We start from the raw sequence: 20426 nt of genomic DNA on the forward strand, positions 1-20426 counted from the left end.
TCCAGTAAGCGCCTTTCTATTTATAGTTAGGCTTTTTTTTTATTAATTTTTTGTTAAGATGTAACGGAATTAATATTTAGCAGTCTATTTAGTATTAAATTGTAACCAAAATTAAACACTAATTATAAATGAAAACCAACTTTAAAAAACTATCACTATTTAGTGCTGTCGCTTTTTTAGGATTAGTATCTTGTAAAGAAGAAGCTAAAAAAGAAATTGCTGTAGTAGAAAAAACGCCAGGAATCAACTTAGATTATATGGATACTAGCATACCTGCTAGCGAAGATTTTTTCAAACACGTTAACGGGAAATGGCTAGAAAACAACGAAATCCCAGATGATCAAGCAACTTGGGGAAGTTTTCAAGAACTGCGTAAAAAAACAGATGATGATGCCTTAGCTATTTTAAAATCTGCTATGTCAGATAATAAAGACTTAGGGAATATTCAAGTACTTCCTGGTTCTGACCAAGAAAAAGCAGTATTCTACTACCAAACGATAATGGATACTATTAGCAGAAACGAAGCTGGTATTGATCCAATAAAACCATATTTAGCAAAAATTGAAGCGATTAAGAATGTAGATGACCTACAAGCCTTCATGATTGAAATGGAACCAAAAGGTGGTGCAGGTTTATACGGGTTTGGTGTTGGTAGCGACCCGAAAGATAGTAACAGAAATGTTGCCTATTTAGGAGGAGGAAGTACCGGATTACCAGATAGAGATTATTATGTAAAAGACGATGCAGATTCTAAAGAGAAAAGAGAAAAATATGTAGCACATATCACTAGAATGTTACAATATTTAGGAGATAGTGAAGCCGATGCAAATGCGCAAGCAAATCAGATTTTAGCTTTCGAAACTAGATTGGAAGAAGCTAAAATGGATAAAGTAGATCGTCGTGATGCTCGTAAACGTTACAATCCTCGCTCTATTGCAGATGTTCAAAAAATGGTTCCTGCAGTAAACTGGAAAAACTTTTTATCTGGTATTGGTGTTAAAGAATTAGACACTGTAATTATTGGGGACTTAGGATACTTTAATAGATTACAAGAAGTATTAGCAGAAGGAAACGTTAGTGATTGGAAGGCATATTTAAAATGGGATGCTTTTAATGGCGCTGCTGGATTTTTAAGTACAGATATTGAAACTGCTAATTGGGAGTTTTACGGAAAAGAGCTTAATGGATCTAAAGCGCAAAGAGCAAGAGATGAAAGAGCTTTAGGTTCTTTAAATGGAACTATTGGTGAAGCTTTAGGGAAACTTTATGTGGATAAAAAATTCCCGCCAGAAGCGAAAGTGAAAGCAGAAAAAATGATTAAAAACGTCATTTTAGCTTTCGAACACAGAATCAATAAGTTGGAATGGATGAGTCCAGAAACGAAGGAAAAAGCGATTGAAAAACTAAGAGCAACGAAAGTTAAAATTGCATATCCAGACACATGGAAAGATTATTCCGCTTTAGATATTAGTAGTGTAGAAGATGGAGGTTCTTATCTTCAAAACTCTTTAAATGCTAGCGCTTGGAACTTTAAAAAAGATATAGACAAATTAGGGAAGCCTGTAGATAAAAGTGAATGGTATATGGCACCACAAGTAGTGAATGCATATTTTAATCCTGCATACAACGAGATTGTTTTTCCAGCAGCTATTTTACAAGCACCTTTTTATAACTATACTGCAGATGATGCTGTAAATTATGGAGGAATTGGAGCCGTTATTGGTCATGAGATTTCACATAGTTTTGACGATTCTGGTTCTAGATATGATAAAGATGGAAACTTAAATAACTGGTGGACAGATGAAGATTTGACGCAATTTGAAGGTTTAGGAAAAGCATTAGCAGATCAATATAGTGCTATTGAAGTTTTACCAGAAACCAATATTAATGGTGCATTCACTTTAGGGGAAAACATTGGTGATTTAGGTGGTGTTCTTGCTGCTTATGATGCTTTACAAATGAGTTTTGAAGGAAACAGACCAGCAGATATTGATGGATACACAGCAGAACAACGTTTCTTTATGTCTTGGGCAACCGTTTGGAGAATTAAAATGCGTGATGAAGCTTTAAAGACTAGAATTAAAACAGATTCACATTCTCCAGGAATGAATAGAGCAGTACAACCTTTATTAAATATAGATGCTTTTTATGAAGCGTTTGGTATTAAAGAAGGAGATAAAATGTACATCGCTCCAGAAGATAGAGTAAGAATCTGGTAAGATTTTTAAGATATAGTATTTTAAAAAAGGCAACTCGTTAGAGTTGCCTTTTTTTATTCTATAACAATACTGTTTTTGGTTACAATAGCATCATTTAGTATAAAGGGTTTTGGCATCATATATGTTTCCCGTTGCGTTACATTAAGCTCTTTATTTGTTAGTAAATCGTAAGTAGCTTCATAAACCTGTATACTTGTTTTTTGCGAAACAGGAACCGTTAAAATCATGTCTAAAGGCTCATTGTCTGCCACGTAATAACTAAATAAGCGATTGTTTAATCTTTCCTTAAAAACAGTTCCGGTAGTTTCGTCTTTCTTAGCAGAGATACCGTTTATTACAAAAGAATTAAAAATGTTAGTGCTGTCTGAAAAGATTTCAAAACGCGCTGCATTTCGTTGAGAGGTTACGCAGATTGCAATTTTTCGTTCGCCATTAATAATTGTATCGTGGGATATTTCAATCTTAGGTTTTGGAATATTTCTTACTGCAGCGTTTTTTGTAAACGTAAAACTAGACTTGTACTTACTACCAATCGTGTTTTTAGAAAGTGCCGTTGCACGGTCTGGATTGTCTGTTAAAAAACCTTCCGTCCAACTGTCTAAAAGAGCATCATAGGTTGCCCAAACCGCTGTGTTTTCATTGGTATCTAAAACATATAAAAGACTGTTTGGTTTTGGTGTGTCTTTGGTGAATTTGGAGTTAAAATGTGCCGTTATAAGAAAACCAATTCCGAAGCATAAAAACAAATAAGACCATCGTTTTTTGTGTTTTAGAAATCCGAATACGGAAACTAATAACCCAAAAATTAGGACCACAAATATTGCAGAAACAAACAGTATTTTTAAGCCTAAACCAACCGGAAACATTTTTACTAAAGGCGACATAATAAACAATACCGGAATTGCTAATAACGCTAAAAGAATAAGACTAGGTTTTTGTTGTCTAATCATTAAAAACAAGCTTAATAAACCAAAGTATACCGGAATAATAAAAAAGCTAGCACCTTCTAGTTGTAGAGCAACTAATACACAAATAAGCAACCAGAAAACTAATGGAGCGATGAGTAGGTTTATTGGTTTTTCAGAACCTTTAAATACATGATAACTATAAAAACAGATAGCCAAAGTTAAACAAGTAAATGCTGCAATGTAAGCGTGACCATTATAGGTGAAGCCATGAAGCATTTCTTGGTATTTGGGATACAGAAGTTTTAAAATTTCCCAACCAAAAAAAGTAAATAAACCTCCAATAACAAGGCTTAAAGAAAATGGAATAAATCCTTTAAGTATGTCTTTTGCATTAAGGGATTTCTCTTTAAACCCGTAAATAAGTAGTGCGATAAATCCAATAACACCTAAAATTAACATGGGCCAAATCCACGAAAAAGGATAAATAACCGTTTTAAAAATAGGGATATTAAAGTAAATATAATCCTCGGTACTTTTAACATTGTTAAGGTTGGCATTACTAAAGTGATGTAGTAGTGGCATGAGGTAAGAACCTTGATGCTCTAAAGTATTTCTATCTAATCTTTCATAGGTATCTAAAGCGGTGTGGTAATCAAAATGGTCATCAATAAAGGCAAAATTAAAACCGTCGATATCTTTATCTGCTCTAAAACGCGTTAAATCGGTATCATTAGGAAGCATTTTATAAATACTATATGCCAAGGAGTTTGCAACTGGGAATTCGGGATTAGCCTTTACAAACTCTTTCATTAAGTTTGCGTTTCCTTGGTTGGTTTCAATAAGCATATAACTTGGTCCGCCAGAACCACGCGCTTCAAAATTTAAAACCAAACCAACATCTTTCGACCAAGGATGCCTGTTTACAAAAATATCTGCACCATTTAATCCTAGTTCTTCACCATCGGAAATTAGAATAATGATATCATTTTTCGGCGTTTTATTTTCTGCTAAAAATGCGCGAATACCTTCTAAAATAGTGACCACTCCAGAACCGGCGTCACTAGCTCCAAAAGAAGAATGCGGATTGCTATCATAATGTGAAAGTAGGAGCAAAGCTTTACTGTTATCACTTCCTTTTATTCTTGCTAAAATGTTTTTAGGCTTCGATAAATTTCCCCATGGACTCATAGAGTAATCCTCTTGTATTTGAGTTTCTAATCCAAGCTTTTCGAGTTCTTTTATTATATAATCTCTCGCTTCTTGGTGTGCTTGATTGCCTAGAAAATGTGGTTTTTTAGAAATTTCTTTTAATTGGATTAATGCGCGTTGGGTAGAAAAAGAAGTTTCAGGTGCGTCTATTGTCGAAATTGTATTTGGTAGTAAAGCATCAAAACTGCAATAGACAGCAAGGACTATAATTAGGATTGCAATAAATTTTTTAAACATGTTTCTGGGATATGATATTTACCTATAAAAATAGGAAATAATAATTAGGATTTTTTCTTTTAGGATAAATCGCTTAAAATCAGTATATTCAAGTTTATTAAAAGCTAATATTATGGGTATAAAAAGTTTTCAAGGAGCAAGGAAACAGCAGAGTGCTGTAGACCAAACGCAATTAAAAGTAAGTGATTATATGACCAAGAATTTAATCACTTTTAGACCAGAGCAATCTGTGGATGAAGTTATAGAATCCCTTATTATGAATAAAATTTCTGGAGGACCCGTTGTAAATGCAAACAACGAATTGGTTGGCATTATTAGTGAAGGAGATTGTTTAAAACAAATTAGCGAAAGTAGATATTATAATATGCCAATGGCACAAGACAATGTAGAGAAACGCATGGTTAAAAATGTGGACACTATGGATGGTAATATGAATATTTTTGATGCTGCCAATATGTTTTTAGAATCTAAGCATAGACGTTTTCCAATATTAGAAAACGGTAAATTAGTTGGCCAGATTAGTCAAAAAGATATTCTTAAAGCTGCTTTACAATTAAAAGGGCATACTTGGAAGTAAACTTAACTTTCTCGCTTTACCAAAGCATAATAATCCCCTTCTAAAGGCAAATAACCTTGATCGTATACAAAGTAGTAGACTGTTCCTGCTTTGGTAGTGTAGATACTTGTAAAGTAATTAAAGTCAAAACCTTTTTCTATAAGTTTTGCTCTAGAGCTTTTTGTTTTTTTCTCTGGGTTTAGCGCTTCTAGAATTCTGTAGTTTTTTCGCAATCTATTGTTGGTGTTGCGTATTAAATTCTTACTGTCTTTATTTACACTATTATTGTATGCATTTCTACATGCATCGCTACAAAATTTCTTGTCTATTCTTCCAATAATTTTATCACCACATTCTGGGCACTGTTTTTTCATCGTTATTTATTTTCTAGTGTATACCAACGTAAGTTCATTTGCTCTTGTTCAAAATAAAAGTCTTCCACATAATGCAAACCTATTTTTAATAATGCGTTATGCGAAGCTTCATTTCCTATTTCTGTAGTAGCATATATTTCTGGTAGTTTTAATATATTAAAAGCATAATCTAAAGACGCTTTTCCAGATTCGGTTGCATAGCCTTTTCCCCAAAACCGTTTTATAAGTCGGTAACCAACATCATAATATTTCGTAAAACCATTCATGTTGTATTCGGTGTTTAAACGTAAGCCAGACCAGCCAACAAAATCACCTGTACCCTTTTCTATAACAGCAAATCTACCAATGCCTCTTTCTTTGTATTGCGTGAATACGCTTTCCAGTATTTTTTGAGATTCCGCTATCGTTTTTACCGGTTTATTACCCAGATATTTATGTACTTCAGGATCCGAATCTAAAGCAAACATTCCTTCAAGGTCTGTTAGTCTAAGTTCTCTTAAAAGGAGTCTTTCTGTTTCTATATGAAATTTCATTTATTCTCTTTTGTAGCTGAATTGTACCTCTTCCATTTTACCATTTTCTTCCATAAGCATATCATTAATTATTTCAGAATTTTTTGTTTATTTTTCTTTTGAAAGTAAACGAATACTACATGATAATGCACTTAGAAATCGGTAACATGTCCCCAGTTTTCTCCAGATTTAATTCGGTATAACTGCATTTCAGAAATACCAAATTGCTTAGCAATTAAACGCATTCTAGTTTTACGATTTGGGTCGAATAATTTTCGTTTAATCATCTTTACTTTGGCTTCGGATAACTTAAAATGTCTTGTGTTTTTTTTCCGTTTTCTTTTGCCTTCTATAACTAGAGGGTTTTTCAAATTGTGCGTGGTAACCTCTTTTCGAGTAGCCCAGGACAAATTAGAAATCTCATTATTTTTTTTGTCAAAATCTTTATGAATTACAAAAGGTTTTTCTTCTGGGTTGTCTATAAATGATTTCGCCATGATACGATGTACATAAACTAAATCTGTTTTTCCAGTTTTTTTTATTGCTGAAAATGCTTCGTAACCATTAATTACAGAACATCTAAAGTTTAGTTTTAATTGTTGATGCTTTTCACTGTAAACTCTTCCCAAGGAAGATACATGGTACTTTTCTTTACTATGCCAAGTATCTTTTGAAATCAGTTGCCAGTGTTCACCAGGTAATTTGGTTAACATAATTAAGTGTTTTTAGAGGTTTTAAATATACGAAATTATTCGTTTGCAAACGACTACAAACATTTACAAACGATTTTAAGTGCGTAACAACCGAATAAAATTTGTGTGTTGTTTCATCTTTGCAGTGTTGAATGGAACTAATGAAATTCAATATAATAAAAACCTTATCTTATGAATACGTTAAGAAACAAAGTACAGTTAATTGGAAACTTAGGAAACGATCCAGAAATCATTAATTTAGAAACTGGTAAAATGTTAGCAAGATTTTCTATCGCAACCAATGAAAGTTATAAAAATGCAAAAGGCGAAAAAGTAACAGATACGCAGTGGCACAATGTGGTAGCTTGGGGTAAAACTGCGGAGATAGTAGAAAAGTATGTTACCAAAGGAAAAGAAATTGCAATAGAAGGGAAGCTTACTACTAGAAGTTGGGATGATAAAGAAGGTGTGAAACGCTACATGACAGAAGTGGTTTGTACTGAATTGTTGATGTTTGGGAAGTAATATATGGTTAAATAATGCAAATAAAAAGCGGCTTAGGTCGCTTTTTTTTAGCTTAAAAATCAACTTACTTTTTTAGACTGCTTTACCATTACATTTAAAACTAATCCTATTATAATTAAAAGAATGGCAAATAAACTTAGTAAGCTGTAGTTTTCATTTAACCAAACCGCACCAATGATCATGGTGAAAATAACTTCAATATATTTTAATGGCGCTATTTGGTTTATTTCGCTACTTTGCAATGCCTTGGTCATGTAAACTTGTCCGAAGTACCCAAAAACACCAAGACTTAGCAGTAATAACCATTCTAAACCTATTGGGTTTTTCCAATTATTTATGGCTAAGAGACCTCCAATAACGGCAGATATTATCATAAAATAATTAACAATAACTATTGGGTGATCTCTTGTTCCAATTTTACGAATTATAATAGGAACTAGACCTGTAAATATAGCAGATATTACCGCAAGCATTAAGCCAATATTGTTCATCTGATTATCAAACCCTTTTAAAAGAACAACTCCAAAAAACGCGATACCAAAACAGAGCCATTGAATATATTTTATTTTTTCTTTAAGTAAAAACAGTGCAAATAAAGCAGAAAAAATGGGAGATATATATCGAATAGAAACCGCAGAACCCATAGACAGATGTTTTATTGCCATAAAAAATAAGGTCATACCAGCAAAACCAACGAGTCCTCTTGCGACTAGAAGTGCTTTTTTATTACCAAGAAAGGAGATTTTGTTTTTTAAAAGATAAGGAATGGTGAAAATTAAAGAGCCAATAGATCTAAAAAAAACGATTTGATAGACATTAAAATCACCTAATTTTTTAACAAAAACATTTAGTAGTGCAAAGGCTAAAGCACTAATAGACATATAGATTATAGCTTTTTTGTGCATAAACTAAATTATATTGCGCTAACTAATTAAGCGTTTAAGAGATGCTTTAAAACTTACAATGACCTCTTTTTTAAGTTCTTTTCTATTTGTTGTGTTTGAAATTTCAATATACTCAATTGGTAATTGGTTATTAATAAAAATAGAAGAATTATCTTGTTTGAAATTGGAGACCATAATGGCAGCATCTACACTACCATCATTTATGTTTTTTAAGCATTGTTCTTCTTTTTTTTGAGAAGAGAAAGATTGAAACACAAGTAATCTATACCCGTGTTTAAAAGAGAATTTTTGTATTTCTGAAATGATGCAGCCATAAAAAGAATCTGCTATTTCGGGAACAATTATTGCTAGCGTTTTAGTTTGCTGCTTTCTTAAAGATAAAGCAGTAAAGTTTGGCACATAATTGTGTTTTTGGGCAATAGTTTTTATTAGGGTTCTAGTTTTAGAACTTATGTCCGTTTTGTCATTTAAAGCCTTAGAGACTGTAGAAACAGAGAACCCAGATAAAATGGATATACTTTTAAGTGTTACTGTAGATTGATACATTAACAGTTAGTTTTTTAGCTTTTGTATAATGTCTATGGACGTTTTTGTAAGCGCTTTTATTTTTTCCAAATCGTAATTACCAGCTGTATCTTTGGCTATAAGTTTAGATCCTATTCCTACGCAAGTAACTCCGGCATTAAACCATGAAGATAAACTTTCTTGTGTTGGTTCTACACCACCAGTGGGCATAATACTAGTCCAAGGTTGTGGTCCTTTTATTGCTTTAACATAGCTAGGGTTATACGCATTACCAGGAAATAATTTTACTATTTCACAACCAAGTTCTTCCGCTTTTGCTATTTCTGTTAATGTTGCGCAACCAGGAGACCATAATACTTTTCTTCTGTTACATACCATAGCAATGTCTTCTCTTAAAACAGGTGTTACAATAAAATTTGCACCTAATTGCATATAGAGGGAAGCAGCGGCTGCATCTGTAACCGAACCAACTCCCATTATCATTCCTGGTAATTCTGCTATTACGTATTTATTAAGTGCTGCAAAAACTTCGAATGCAAAATCGCCTCTACTTGTAAACTCTAAAAGTCTTGCTCCACCATCGTAACAAGCTTTTACTATTTTTTTACTTCCTTCTATATCTTCATTATAAAATAAAGGAACTAAGCCTGTATTTTGCATTACTGTTGCAACTTCAATTCTTGAGTATTGTGCCATTTTATTTTTTTATCTGGAAACCTTTCCTGAGGCATCGCCATTTAATAATTTATCAATTTCATCTAGTGTAATTAAATTACAATCACCAGAAATGGTGTGTTTTAAGCAGCAAGCTGCTACCGCAATATTTAACGCTTTTTGCTTATCGGTAGCGTTGTTTACTAATCCGTAAATTAATCCACCCATAAAAGCATCTCCACTACCAACTCTATCTACAACAGGAGTTACTTCTTTAACATCTGCATTATAAATAGTTTTACCATCGTATAAAATACCGCCAATACGTTGGTGTGATGCACTGACAGAATACCTTAGCGTTGTAGCTGCAGTATTTAAGTTAGGACATGATTTAAATATTTGATCGTATAAATAAGGTAACGATTTTTCGTCTTGATAGTTCGGATTTGCTTTATCTTTTCCTAACATAAAAAATGCCGTATCAATATCTCCTAAAATAATATTGCTATACTTTAAAAGTTCTGGCATTACTTCTTTTGGTTCTTTTCCGTATTGCCATAATTTGGATCTATAATTTAAATCGGAAGAGATAGTAACGCCTAATTTATGTGCCACTTTGATTGCTTCTAAACATTCGTCTGCAGCAGACTGAGAAATAGCAGGAGTAATACCACTCCAATGAAACCATGTCGCATCTTTTAAAACGGATTCCCAATCTATAGAACCTTTTTCAATAGTTGCCATAGAACTATGTGCTCTATCATAAACTACGTTGCTACCACGAGTTCCAGCACCAGTTTCTAGGTAATAGATACCGAGTCTATCGCCACCGTAAATAACATTTTTAGATTCTACATTGAATTTGCGCATCTCTTTTAATGCACAAGCTCCAATTTCATTTTTTGGTAATCTAGTAACAAATTCGGCAGTAATACCATAATTTGCTAAGGATACTGCTACGTTAAATTCTCCACCACCATAAGAGGCTGCAAACTTTTTTGCTTGCGAAAATCTTAAATGGCGCTCTGTGGAAAGTCTTAACATAATTTCACCAAATGTGACGATCTTACTCATTTCTTGAATTTAATTTATTACTTTTAAATAAAAGCCAAATAGTTTTATTACATAATAATTCTATTTGGCTTTTTAAATATCTAATTCTAGATTCCTAATGCTTGTCCGCCACCAATTTGGATTGTTTCCGCAGTTATGAATGACGCATCTTTACCTGCTAAGAAAGAAACAACTCCAGCCACATCTTCTGGTTGTCCTAATCTACCTAACATAATATTGTTTGCCCATGAAGCAAAAACTTCTGGTTTTGTTGCTTTAATTTGTGCATGAAATGGCGTATCAATAGTACCTGGAGATACAGCATTAACTCTAATACCATATTCTGCTAAATCTTTTGCTAATGCTCTAGTAATTGCATGAACTCCAGCTTTAGATGTTCCGTAGATTCCTGCTCCAGGTCCACCAGCAGTCCATCCTGCATTAGAGGTATAATTAATTATAGAAGGGTGTTCTCCATTTTTCAGGAAAGGTATTGCAGCTCTGGATGCATAAAAAACAGAATCCAAGTTTAAAGCCATAACATTTTTGTAAAACTCAGTAGTCATTTCTTCAAATCTAGAACGTCCACCTAATCCACCTGCATTATTCACAAGTACGTCAATTCTTCCATACTTATTTCCAATTGCTTGAATGTTAGAAGTTACTTCCGCTTCATTCGTAACATCAAAGCCATGGTATTCTGCTGTAATTCCTTCGTCGGTAAGCGCTTTCAGTTTTTCAGCTCCAGCTTTATCATCTATACCGTTTAAAATTACCGTATACCCATCTTTACCTAATCTTTTTGCTACTTCAAAACCAATACCTCCTGTGGCACCTGTAACGATAGCTACTTTTTCTTTTGCTTTATTCATTTTTTCTAATTTTATTCTTTAATATTTTTTTTATTTTTTCTAATTATTCTTTAGGTTTTAAAGGCTCTATTTTAGGGCATAATAACCAAACCGCTAAAAGCGCTATTATAGCTAAAGCGCCACCTATTAAAAAAGCAGGTGTATAATTTCCTCCTGTCGTGATGAATGTAACTAAAATGGTAAGTCCAGCTGCACCAAGTTTGGCTGCCATACCTGCAAAACCTGACAATGTGCCTACTATTTTTCCGCTAAAAAGATCACTTGGTAAAGTTTGTATATTACCTATTGCTACTTGAAATCCAAAAAGTAAAACAGCCATAATAATCACTGCTTGCATAGCAGATGCAGGTGCTTTTAATAGGAAGAAGCATGGAATCATTATTAAACAACCTAAAGTGATCGTCATTTTTCGTGTTTTATCTACAGACCATCCTGCTGTAATTCTATTTTTGGCAAGTAAACCACCAAAAATAGCTCCAATCATTGCACCAACATATGGTACCCACGCCGAGAATGCTATTTGTTTAACATCCATTCCAAAAACTTCAGAAAGGTAGATTGGTATCCAAACGATAAATAGCCACCAAATAGGATCAATTGCTGCGGATGCTATTATTACTCCCCAACTCTCTTTATGTTTTAGTAATTGGCTAGTGTCGGGAGCGTAACCTTCATCAAAACTACCATCTTCATCAATATCCTGATTTCTTTGTCCGGATAGAATATATTTTTTTTCATCATCTGTCAACCAAGGGTGTGATTTTGGAGCTCCTTTTACTACGTATAACCAAGGTAGTAACCATAAAAACCCAAGTACTGCTACAACTATAAATATTGCCTTCCAATCGAAATAAACAGATAATAGCCCGATCACTGGATATGCTACGATACCTCCTATAGCTGCTCCTGAATTAAAGATTCCTTGAGCAAGAGCTCTTTCTTTAGTTGGAAACCATTCTGCATTAGCTTTAGCGGCACCAGGCCAATTTCCTGCTTCCGCAATCCCTAATATAGATCTGAAAATTCCAAAACTTAACAATCCTTGAGCAAATGCATGCATTAGAGTAGCAATAGACCATACACCAATCGAAATTGCAAAACCAATTCTGGTTCCTATCCAATCAAAAATTTTACCAAAAAGGGCTTGACCTCCAGCATATGAAAGTATGAATACTGTTGAAATTGTACCATAGATTGCTTTATGTCCATCCTTATCCATTTCTGGAAATAAATCATTAGCTATGTCTGGCCAAAGCGCTCCAAAAGCTTGTCTATCTATGTAATTAATAACTGCAGCCAAAGCCACAAGTCCTACTACCCACCATCTTAGTCCTTTTACCTTCATGCTTGTTTCGTCTAGTTAGTTTATATTTTTAATCCTTATAACAGTATTGATATAATTCACTAAAATGATCTTTCATTTTTTGTTTTGCTAATTGCGGATCTTGCCTTTCAATGGCATCGTAAATAGCTTGGTGTTCTTCAATACCTTTTTGTGCTAAGTTTTTATTACAAACATGATATTTTTCAAAATTGGTAATAATTTCAGGTGTAATAATTAACATGAAAGTATTCATAGAGCTATTGCCACTTGCTTTAGCTATAGCTAAGTGAAATAATAAGTCTTCTTGAACAGCATCTTCCCCATTTAAAACCTTTTTGGAATATGCATCTATTGTTGCTTTCATTTTTTTTAAATCCGCTTCCGTTCTTCTTATCGCGGCTAATCGTACTGTTTTTAATTCTAATAAGATTCTAGTTTCCACTAGTGATTTGAAATCTGGATCCTCTAATCTTAAAATATCGTTAATCATACCATTCATGGCAATGACACCAATGTTTGCTACAAATGTTCCGCTTTGCGGAATAGATTTTAGTAAGCCATATAACTCTAGTTTTTGAATAGCTTCTCTAACATTACTTCTAGACACTTCAAATTTTTCGGCTAGTACACGCTCTGCAGGTAGTTTATCTCCAGGTTCTAGATTTTTTAAGTTTATTAAATCTCGAATACTAGCAATGATATGTTTTTGGACATCAAATTTTTCCGTTTTTGTAGTGACCTCTAATTTCATAAATTAATGTTTTTTATTGCTGTTTTGTTTAAGTGGCTAAATTTACTAAAATCGAATAGAAGTATAATCTATAAGCCAAACTTTAAGGCCTTTTATAGACCTTTAAAGCTTAACTAAATCACAATAAGACTAATCAAAATATTTTTAATGTGTGACTTCTAAATCGTAATATCTAACTTTAGCAAAAGCATCTTTATCTCTACTTTGAAAATAGTTTCCTGCTTTAAAGTAGTTTTCAAATACTCCCCATTTTTTCATGTGTATATTTTCATACACTTTATATTCGTTTTTGTTTAAAATGATAACCATTTTACCATCCGATATTTCTACTTCTAGAGTGAATTTTTTAAAGCCTACTTCTTGTTCAAAATTAAAACCGTCATCATCTCCCCAAGCATCTTCACGTAGCATTTCTTCTTCGGTAGCATTTAAATCTTTAAGCACTTTAGTTTTTACTCTAATTTTACCTTTATCCCAGTATATTTTTAACATTGGAGGAGCATTATTATCTTTTTGACCAATTAAATCTCTTTGGGCATCTGTAAGTCTTCCGTGTATTTGCATAATAATTACTCTATGGTATTTACCGTCACTATCTCGTGTTACCTCATCCATTGCTAATGTACCTTTCATGTAAGCACCTTGCTTAAAGGTCCAGTTAACATTGTTGTTTCCAGGAATCATTTGCTCTCTTAGCTCTGATCTAGAGTATTTGGTGTTCGCGGTAGTTGCCTTACTAGGATATGCATAAAATACTAAAGCTCCTTTAGTAGAATCATTGTACATGTAAGGTTTTATTTCTTCATTGGTTGCATAATTAACAACAACATCTTTTCCTTTAAAACTTTTTGCTTTTCCATTTTCTCCATCTGGAATTGTTAATGACCAATGCGTTAAATCTATTTCTGGAAGTTTATACTTTTTATTTTTTTTCTTCTTCTTTTTAGATTCTACTTTGGCTTCAGTAACTGTTTTATTAGATTGGCAATTCCCATTTAAGACTGAAGCAAATACGAATAATGCTATTAATTTAATTTTTATGCGCATTTGATTCAGTTTTTAAATTTATTTATAATTAGTTAAGGGCTGTAATAGTTACCGAGTCTGCTCGTATTTCTTCATCACCACTATTATATCCGTATTCTCCTCCTGCAGCTCCTCCTAAACCTCTTACGAAAAGAGCAACGCTATTATTAGCTCCTGCTTCGAAAGTATACGTGGTTGTAAAATAGTCATCATTACCTGGATTGGTTATTGTTTCTGTTAAAAGATTGTTTGTGGCATCCTCCACTTGAGCAACGGTTGCATAACCATAACCAGAACTTGGATATTCTGTAGCAGTAGCATAATAAATAGGTGTGTAACCACTAACGTACCCTGCTCCAGATAAAACTCGTACTTCAAGCCTGCTATCCATTGGAGGTGTGTTGTTTTCTAAGCTTTTAAAAGAGGTAACTATCGCTATAGAATACTCTGCATTTGGCGTAACGGCAAACTCTTGATAGATATGATCTGGTTCGTTATTGTCAAATTTAAGAACGTTATTTGTACCACCATTACCAGAGCTAGACTCTCCTTGTTCTCCTATATCATCATTATCCCATCCAGAACATGCACAGTCACTTGAGTTTCCATTATTTTTAGGAAGTTTATCAAAATCGGCATTGATTAAAGTTGGGTTTGCAACTAAAAGTTCTTCCGGCTCTACCACGTCAAATGTTTCTGAATAGGTACTTACTACTCCTAAATTATCTGAAGCAGTTAAAGAAACCGTATATGTACCTTCACCCGGATAAACAGTAGCGCCATCTACATCTGTTGATGTATCTCCATTACCAAAATTCCAAGCGTAAGTTGTAGCACTTGTAGAAGCATTGGCAAATGTGTAACCTTTCCAAGCTTCTCCTACACCTTGTCCTTGTGAATAAGAAAAGAAAGCATTTGGAGGCGTTGCATCTTCTATAGAATTTTCACCAATTGGTTCGAATTGTTCAAAATCGTCACAGCTATTAATTAAGGTCACGGTTGCCATTGCAACGATAACCCAAAAACTATTTTTTAATTGTTTTTTCATTGTTTTTGTATTTTAATTAGTAACCAGGGTTTTGTGATAAAAGACCGTTACTTAAGTTAATTTCTCTTTGTGGAATTGGTAATAAAAGATCAGAAGCATTAAAAGTTCCTCCTGTAGCTGTAGAAAAAGCAGATAACACATTTTGTGCTTCGTTGAATCTAACTAAATCAAAAAATCTTTGATTTTCGAAAGCTAATTCTACGCGTCTTTCATCTAATAATTCTTGTTTGGTAATATTATTGTCATCATCAGCAAGTAAACCTGCTCTTAATCTTACAAGCTCGAAAGAATCTAGGGCTGCTTGTACCGAAGTACTACTTGTTCCTGCCATAATTGATTCTACATGCATTAAAAGTACATCTGCATAACGTAAAACAATCCAGTCATTTCCAGCAGAAGTAGGATCTGTAGATGTCGGTGATATATCTAAGGTAGCATCTCCATCAGGTATGTATTTTGCAACTTGAAATTGTGATGGTTGTTCTGTATCTACGCGATAAGAATACGGTTTTCTATCTCCTCCTAAAGCATCTATTACTGTTCTTACATCTTCTGTAGTATAGTTTACACCACTTGTTCTACCAACAGCGTTTAACCACTCTGCAGAAAAGTTTTGACTATCTTGAGAAGAATCTCCTATATATCCTATAGAAAAGATTAATTCATTATTTAATTCTGTATAAAATACATCTTTAAAATTTGGTTCTAATGTAAAACCACTTCCCATTACTGCTTCGCATAAAAGTTGTGCGTCTAAATAATTAGTACCAAGTGTTAAATATACTTTAGCTAGTAACGTCTGAGCTGCAGCTAAAGAAGCACGAGATACATAAGTGTTGTCTAAACCATCAATAGCAGTTAATAAATCGCTTTCAATTAATTCGTAAACAGTTGCTTTATCTACTCTTGTATACGCTAGCGAATTGTAATTTGGATCTGTAATTTCAAGAACTCTATCTATTAATGGAATGTCTCCGTATAAACGTACTAAGTTAAAATATGCGTAAGCACGAACAAATTTTGCTTCTCCTTCAATTTTTGCACGATTTGCATCTGTTGCAATATCTAAATGTGCTAAAACCGTGTTTGCTCTAAAAATTACATTATAAAAACTTCTGTAGTAGTCACTTACAATTCCGTTAGTTGCTACAACGCTGTAGTTTTCAAATTGAGCAGCTTCTCCTTCACTACTTTTAGTTCGGGTATTATCGCTACGCATTTCGGTTAGATAAAACTCTACTTGTAATGCATGGTTGTCGCCATTGCTTGTAGAGTTTTCACCTTGTATTCCATCGTACATGTTTACAAGAGCTGCTTCTAAATCTGCTTCAGAAGCAAAGTAAGTATCTGCAATTAATACAGATGTCGGTGCTGGGCTTAAAAAATCTTCACCGCATGAAAATAGTGTTACGGCTAGTATGAATAAATTAAGCTTTTTAATGTGTTTTGTTATGTTTTTCATTTTTATTATATTAAAATTGAACATTTAAGCCTACTGATATTGTTTGATTTATTGGAGAACCACCTCTTTGGTATCCATATGTTGTAGATAATTGTGTGCCAGAAGTATGATAAATAGATTCTGGATTAAAACCTGTATAATTATCTGCAGTAAAGTACATAAGGTTTTGACCTGTTGCATATAATCTAAGTTTACTTAGTTTTAATTTAGAAATTAAACTATCCGGTAAAGTGTAACCGATGCTTATTGTTCTTAATGCTACATAAGAAGCATCTTGTATGATAGAATTTGTGAATATTTTTTCTTTAATAAATCCTTGATTAGGTGTTGAAGAAACATAATCTTGAGAAGAGTTAAAGTGATTAAAAATATATTGATCTGCCATATTACGGATTTCTGCACCATGACTTCCTTGGAACATAAATGATAAATCGAAATTGAAGATTTTAAAATCATTAGATAAACTCCAAACTAAATCTGGATACGGATCTCCTAAAATTGTTTTATCATCATCATCAATTATTCCATCACCATTTAAATCTTTTACATATACATCTTGAGCTTGACCTCCAATTGGATGGTAAGGGTTTGAAATGAATTCTAAAGGAATTTCTTCATCTACAACCCAACCGTAAAAAGATGAGATAGGATTACCTTGTAGGTTAACCCATTCTGCAGCTCTCTTTTCATCGACATTTTGAATTTGACCATTAGATTCTGCAAAGTCAATTAATTCGTTTTCGTTTTTAGATGCTATTAAAGTTGTGTTCCAAGAAAAATTCTCTCTTGAATAATTACGCGAACGTAATTCAAATTCCATACCACTATTCTTAACTTCACCAAGGTTTACTAAAGCTTCATTGAAACCAGTTGTAGAAGAGATAGGGTTGTTTAATAATAACTGATCACTTGTTCTTTCATAATAATCAAAAGAACCAGAGATTATATTGTTAAAAAAACCAAAGTCAATACCTGGGTTAAATTCTCTTAAACGTTCCCATTGTAGGTCTTCATTGGCAATATTTAAAGGGTTGTACCCGTTAATTGCACTACCATTTATTACTGCTGTAGATGTATCCAGTAAAGAAAGAGATGGGTAATGGTCAATTTGATCATTGTTTGTATCTAAACCATCATTACCAGTGAAACCATAACTTGCACGTAATTTTAATTTACTAACAATATTACTGTCTTCTAAAAAGCTTTCATTACTAAGTATCCATCCAACAGAAAAAGCAGGGAAGTTTCCGTATTTAGAATTATCACCAAAAATAGAACTACCATCACGTCTAAAACTAGCAGATACTAAGTATTTGTTGTCGAAAGCATAATTTGCTCTAGCAAAAAATCCGATTAATGCTTTTTCGTATTCTTCAGATTCGAAATCTATTATAGTTGTTCCAGCAGATATTGTTTGTAATTTATCTGAAGTATATCCATTTGCAGATTGTCCGTCATTGCTAAAATTCCATTTTTCTGCAGCAAAACCAAGAATAGCAGAAATGTCATGCTTACCAAAGTTTTTGTCATAAGAAAAATAGTTGTCTGTAGACATGTGTATACGCTGTTCGTTAAATAAATCTAATTGCGCGGCATCTGCTCCATTTCTACTAGCTTTTACACCTTGCCATCTACGTTGTTGTGTGTTTTGTAAATCTCCACCAAGTGTAGATTTAAAGCTTAATGCATCTGTAATATCATATTTTCCATAGATACTTCCAAAAAGTTTGAATTTATCATCTGTACGATCGCGTTCTAAAATTTTGGCAGCAGGATTTGTGTTAGAAGTATTACTAATACTTGTACCACCACTTGCCAATGTAGTTCCTGAATCTAAATCAAAATTATCAAACATACGTTGTTGCGCATAATCACCAATTTGTACATCTGCATAAGCACCACCATCTCTTAAACGGTTTACATATTGAATGTTGTCTGCAGTAACATATACTGGTAACCAAGATGGTTGACGTAAGATATCATGTGTAGATCCATCAAATCTTCTTCTATTTGTGATAGAAGGCGATAGGTTAACACCAAAAGATAATTTATCACTTAATTTAGTGTCTACTTTTAATTTAAGACTGTATTTTTTATAATCATCTGTTAATAAAACACCTTCATCATGTACATAGTTTATTGCTGTACTAAATTTTGTTCTTTTACTACCACCTCTTGCGGCGAAAGAGTGACTTGAAATAACACCACCATCAAAAATAACATCTTGCCAGTTTGTATTATCTCCTAATAATTGCTTGAATTTTGTTCTATCTGAAAGCATTCCAGTTGCTGCTAACTCTCTTTCAGCAGTTTCTTTTACAGTGAATGTGTATGCATCACTATGTCTAGCTTCTTTAAATCCTGTAAAAGTATTATAGCTAAATTTGGTAGGACCTTCCTTACCATCTTTAGTTGTAATCATAATAATACCATTAGCTCCACGAGATCCATAAATAGAAGAAGATGCAGCATCTTTTAGTACTTCAAAAGATTTTACATCATTCATGTCTAACGATCCTAAATAGTCATCGTCTACTACTAAACCATCTACAACTATTAAAGGAGTAGAGTTACCTGTAATAGAACCAGCACCACGAATAGTAATAGTTGGAGCAGAACCAGCTTCACCTTCTGTAGCGGCAATGTTTACACCAGATACTTGACCTACTAAAGCGTCATCTACACGAGAAACGGCTATTTGATCTAAATCTTCGTTTACTACTTTAGAGATAGATCCTGTTAAGTGACTTTTCTTTTGTGTACCATAACCAATTACAACAACCTCATCTAAATTATTAGCATCTGCAGCTAAAGACATGTCGATTGTACTTTGATTATCAATAATTACAGTTTGTGAGATATAACCTATATAAGAGAATTGTATAACATCACCTTTTTTAACTTGTATTTGGTAGTTACCATCAAAATCAGTACTTGTACCCGTACTAGTACCTACAATAATTACATTTACACTCGGTAAAGGCATGTTGTCATTAGCATCAACAACTAGCCCTGTTATCGTTACTTTTTCTTGGGCAAAGGCAGAAATGCACATAAAGAGTAATGCAAATAATGCCGATTTAGCTTTTAAATTCATAATTAATTTTTAAGTTTTAGTTAATTAATTTGTTTTACTAAAAACACAATTATTAGGCAAGTATCAATATGTTTGTTACTTTTGTAATGTTATGTTTTATTACATAATTACTTCCGTCGAAGAAGTGTTTTTAAAAAGGGTAGGCTTTAAAACCTATCCTTTTTTTTTTGGTATTAATCCAGTAAAAAAAATTGGTTTACCAGATTGGTTTACCAAATATATATAAAATTTTGTTAATTACAACGTTTTCGTGAATTTTATATGGTAAATGAGTATATGTTTGAGTTAAAATAGCAAAGATTTGCTTTAAGTGTAAGGGTTTTACCGCTGTTTTGTAAAGTCCTCATATATAGGAGTAAAGGAATTATTTCTCAATATTCCTTATTTATTATAAGTTGCTTCATGCATTTCTAGAGGTGAAATGTATATAGAATCTCTAAAATCCCATAAAACTGTTTTTTACCTCTAGAAATTGCT

18 protein-coding genes are annotated in these 20426 nt (G+C 33.1%); 3 read left to right on the top strand and 15 right to left on the bottom strand.

Annotated features, from left to right (window positions below):
- The first annotated feature begins 128 nt into the window (after nt 1-128).
- Nucleotides 129-2219 (top strand): M13 family metallopeptidase, encoded by a 2091-nt coding sequence (locus ACVCXO_RS16860; RefSeq protein WP_452230760.1) that lies wholly within the window; start codon nt 129-131, stop codon nt 2217-2219.
- A gap of 53 nt (nt 2220-2272) precedes the next feature.
- Here ACVCXO_RS16860 and ACVCXO_RS16865 read toward each other — a convergent pair whose 3' ends face one another.
- Nucleotides 2273-4573, bottom strand: coding sequence for a M28 family peptidase (locus tag ACVCXO_RS16865; RefSeq protein ID WP_452230761.1), 2301 nt, complete (start codon nt 4571-4573; stop codon nt 2273-2275).
- A gap of 112 nt (nt 4574-4685) precedes the next feature.
- On the opposite strand from ACVCXO_RS16865, the gene ACVCXO_RS16870 reads away from it, so the two are divergent.
- Nucleotides 4686-5150, top strand: coding sequence for a CBS domain-containing protein (locus ACVCXO_RS16870; RefSeq protein ID WP_452230762.1), 465 nt, complete (start codon nt 4686-4688; stop codon nt 5148-5150).
- A gap of 2 nt (nt 5151-5152) precedes the next feature.
- On the opposite strand, the gene ACVCXO_RS16875 is transcribed toward ACVCXO_RS16870, so the two are convergent.
- The 3 genes from ACVCXO_RS16875 to ACVCXO_RS16885 all read right to left on the bottom strand — a co-directional run bounded on the left by ACVCXO_RS16875 (nt 5153) and on the right by ACVCXO_RS16885 (nt 6728).
- Nucleotides 5153-5503 (bottom strand): hypothetical protein, encoded by a 351-nt coding sequence (locus ACVCXO_RS16875; RefSeq protein WP_452230763.1) that lies wholly within the window; start codon nt 5501-5503, stop codon nt 5153-5155.
- A gap of 2 nt (nt 5504-5505) precedes the next feature.
- On the bottom strand, nt 5506-6036 hold the full coding sequence (locus ACVCXO_RS16880; RefSeq protein WP_452230764.1) for a GNAT family N-acetyltransferase: 531 nt from the start codon (nt 6034-6036) through the stop codon (nt 5506-5508).
- Nucleotides 6037-6167: 131 nt separating this feature from the next.
- Nucleotides 6168-6728 carry an HNH endonuclease gene (locus tag ACVCXO_RS16885; protein ID WP_452230765.1) on the bottom strand — a complete coding sequence of 187 codons (561 nt, stop codon included), beginning with the start codon at nt 6726-6728 and terminating at the stop codon, nt 6168-6170.
- A gap of 171 nt (nt 6729-6899) precedes the next feature.
- Here ACVCXO_RS16885 and ACVCXO_RS16890 point away from each other — a divergent pair, with 171 nt between their 5' ends.
- Entirely contained in the window at nt 6900-7232 is a 333-nt protein-coding gene (locus ACVCXO_RS16890; protein WP_452230766.1) for a single-stranded DNA-binding protein, read from the top strand.
- Between the two features lie 59 nt (nt 7233-7291).
- Here the strand turns inward: ACVCXO_RS16890 and ACVCXO_RS16895 are convergent, their stop codons facing one another.
- From ACVCXO_RS16895 to ACVCXO_RS16945, 11 genes are all read right to left on the bottom strand, one after another.
- On the bottom strand, nt 7292-8137 hold the full coding sequence (locus tag ACVCXO_RS16895) for a DMT family transporter (RefSeq protein WP_452230767.1): 846 nt from the start codon (nt 8135-8137) through the stop codon (nt 7292-7294).
- An 18-nt stretch (nt 8138-8155) separates the two neighbouring features.
- Nucleotides 8156-8683 carry a LacI family DNA-binding transcriptional regulator gene (locus ACVCXO_RS16900; RefSeq protein ID WP_452230768.1) on the bottom strand — a complete coding sequence of 176 codons (528 nt, stop codon included), beginning with the start codon at nt 8681-8683 and terminating at the stop codon, nt 8156-8158.
- Nucleotides 8684-8689: 6 nt separating this feature from the next.
- Nucleotides 8690-9358, bottom strand: a complete 669-nt coding sequence (locus ACVCXO_RS16905; protein ID WP_452230769.1) for a bifunctional 4-hydroxy-2-oxoglutarate aldolase/2-dehydro-3-deoxy-phosphogluconate aldolase — start codon at nt 9356-9358, stop codon at nt 8690-8692.
- A gap of 9 nt (nt 9359-9367) precedes the next feature.
- Nucleotides 9368-10390 (bottom strand): PfkB family carbohydrate kinase, encoded by a 1023-nt coding sequence (locus tag ACVCXO_RS16910; protein WP_452230770.1) that lies wholly within the window; start codon nt 10388-10390, stop codon nt 9368-9370.
- A gap of 86 nt (nt 10391-10476) precedes the next feature.
- A complete protein-coding gene (locus ACVCXO_RS16915) occupies nt 10477-11241 on the bottom strand; it encodes an SDR family NAD(P)-dependent oxidoreductase (RefSeq protein WP_452230771.1) in 765 nt (254 codons plus the stop codon).
- 43 nt (nt 11242-11284) lie between these two features.
- On the bottom strand, nt 11285-12586 hold the full coding sequence (locus ACVCXO_RS16920; protein WP_452230772.1) for an MFS transporter: 1302 nt from the start codon (nt 12584-12586) through the stop codon (nt 11285-11287).
- Between the two features lie 28 nt (nt 12587-12614).
- A complete protein-coding gene (locus tag ACVCXO_RS16925; protein ID WP_452230773.1) occupies nt 12615-13316 on the bottom strand; it encodes a FadR/GntR family transcriptional regulator in 702 nt (233 codons plus the stop codon).
- Nucleotides 13317-13460: 144 nt separating this feature from the next.
- Nucleotides 13461-14363, bottom strand: a complete 903-nt coding sequence (locus ACVCXO_RS16930; RefSeq protein ID WP_452230774.1) for a polysaccharide lyase family 7 protein — start codon at nt 14361-14363, stop codon at nt 13461-13463.
- A gap of 28 nt (nt 14364-14391) precedes the next feature.
- Nucleotides 14392-15390, bottom strand: coding sequence for a PKD domain-containing protein (locus ACVCXO_RS16935; protein ID WP_452230775.1), 999 nt, complete (start codon nt 15388-15390; stop codon nt 14392-14394).
- Nucleotides 15391-15406: 16 nt separating this feature from the next.
- Complete coding sequence (locus tag ACVCXO_RS16940; RefSeq protein WP_452230776.1) at nt 15407-16852, bottom strand: RagB/SusD family nutrient uptake outer membrane protein; 1446 nt, start codon at nt 16850-16852, stop codon at nt 15407-15409.
- 10 nt (nt 16853-16862) lie between these two features.
- The gene (locus ACVCXO_RS16945) at nt 16863-19949 is read right to left on the bottom strand and encodes a SusC/RagA family TonB-linked outer membrane protein (protein ID WP_452230777.1); all 3087 of its coding nucleotides are present in this window, start codon (nt 19947-19949) and stop codon (nt 16863-16865) included.
- Between the last annotated feature and the right edge of the window lie 477 nt (nt 19950-20426).

The sequence above is a fragment of the Lacinutrix sp. MEBiC02404 genome (assembly GCF_053601575.1).

Excerpts from the sequence above, each read along its gene's own strand:
- ACVCXO_RS16910 (WP_452230770.1), bottom strand. The coding sequence starts at position 10,390 with ATGAGTAAGATCGTCACATTTGGTGAAATTATGTTAAGACTTTCCACA.
- ACVCXO_RS16945 (WP_452230777.1), bottom strand. The coding sequence starts at position 19,949 with ATGAATTTAAAAGCTAAATCGGCATTATTTGCATTACTCTTTATGTGC.
- ACVCXO_RS16885 (WP_452230765.1), bottom strand. The coding sequence starts at position 6,728 with ATGTTAACCAAATTACCTGGTGAACACTGGCAACTGATTTCAAAAGAT.
- ACVCXO_RS16900 (WP_452230768.1), bottom strand. The coding sequence starts at position 8,683 with ATGTATCAATCTACAGTAACACTTAAAAGTATATCCATTTTATCTGGG.
- ACVCXO_RS16895 (WP_452230767.1), bottom strand. The coding sequence starts at position 8,137 with ATGCACAAAAAAGCTATAATCTATATGTCTATTAGTGCTTTAGCCTTT.
- ACVCXO_RS16860 (WP_452230760.1), top strand. The coding sequence starts at position 129 with ATGAAAACCAACTTTAAAAAACTATCACTATTTAGTGCTGTCGCTTTT.
- ACVCXO_RS16905 (WP_452230769.1), bottom strand. The coding sequence starts at position 9,358 with ATGGCACAATACTCAAGAATTGAAGTTGCAACAGTAATGCAAAATACA.
- ACVCXO_RS16875 (WP_452230763.1), bottom strand. The coding sequence starts at position 5,503 with ATGAAAAAACAGTGCCCAGAATGTGGTGATAAAATTATTGGAAGAATA.
- ACVCXO_RS16865 (WP_452230761.1), bottom strand. The coding sequence starts at position 4,573 with ATGTTTAAAAAATTTATTGCAATCCTAATTATAGTCCTTGCTGTCTAT.
- ACVCXO_RS16930 (WP_452230774.1), bottom strand. The coding sequence starts at position 14,363 with ATGCGCATAAAAATTAAATTAATAGCATTATTCGTATTTGCTTCAGTC.
- ACVCXO_RS16880 (WP_452230764.1), bottom strand. The coding sequence starts at position 6,036 with ATGAAATTTCATATAGAAACAGAAAGACTCCTTTTAAGAGAACTTAGA.
- ACVCXO_RS16915 (WP_452230771.1), bottom strand. The coding sequence starts at position 11,241 with ATGAATAAAGCAAAAGAAAAAGTAGCTATCGTTACAGGTGCCACAGGA.
- ACVCXO_RS16935 (WP_452230775.1), bottom strand. The coding sequence starts at position 15,390 with ATGAAAAAACAATTAAAAAATAGTTTTTGGGTTATCGTTGCAATGGCA.
- ACVCXO_RS16870 (WP_452230762.1), top strand. The coding sequence starts at position 4,686 with ATGGGTATAAAAAGTTTTCAAGGAGCAAGGAAACAGCAGAGTGCTGTA.
- ACVCXO_RS16920 (WP_452230772.1), bottom strand. The coding sequence starts at position 12,586 with ATGAAGGTAAAAGGACTAAGATGGTGGGTAGTAGGACTTGTGGCTTTG.
- ACVCXO_RS16925 (WP_452230773.1), bottom strand. The coding sequence starts at position 13,316 with ATGAAATTAGAGGTCACTACAAAAACGGAAAAATTTGATGTCCAAAAA.
- ACVCXO_RS16940 (WP_452230776.1), bottom strand. The coding sequence starts at position 16,852 with ATGAAAAACATAACAAAACACATTAAAAAGCTTAATTTATTCATACTA.
- ACVCXO_RS16890 (WP_452230766.1), top strand. The coding sequence starts at position 6,900 with ATGAATACGTTAAGAAACAAAGTACAGTTAATTGGAAACTTAGGAAAC.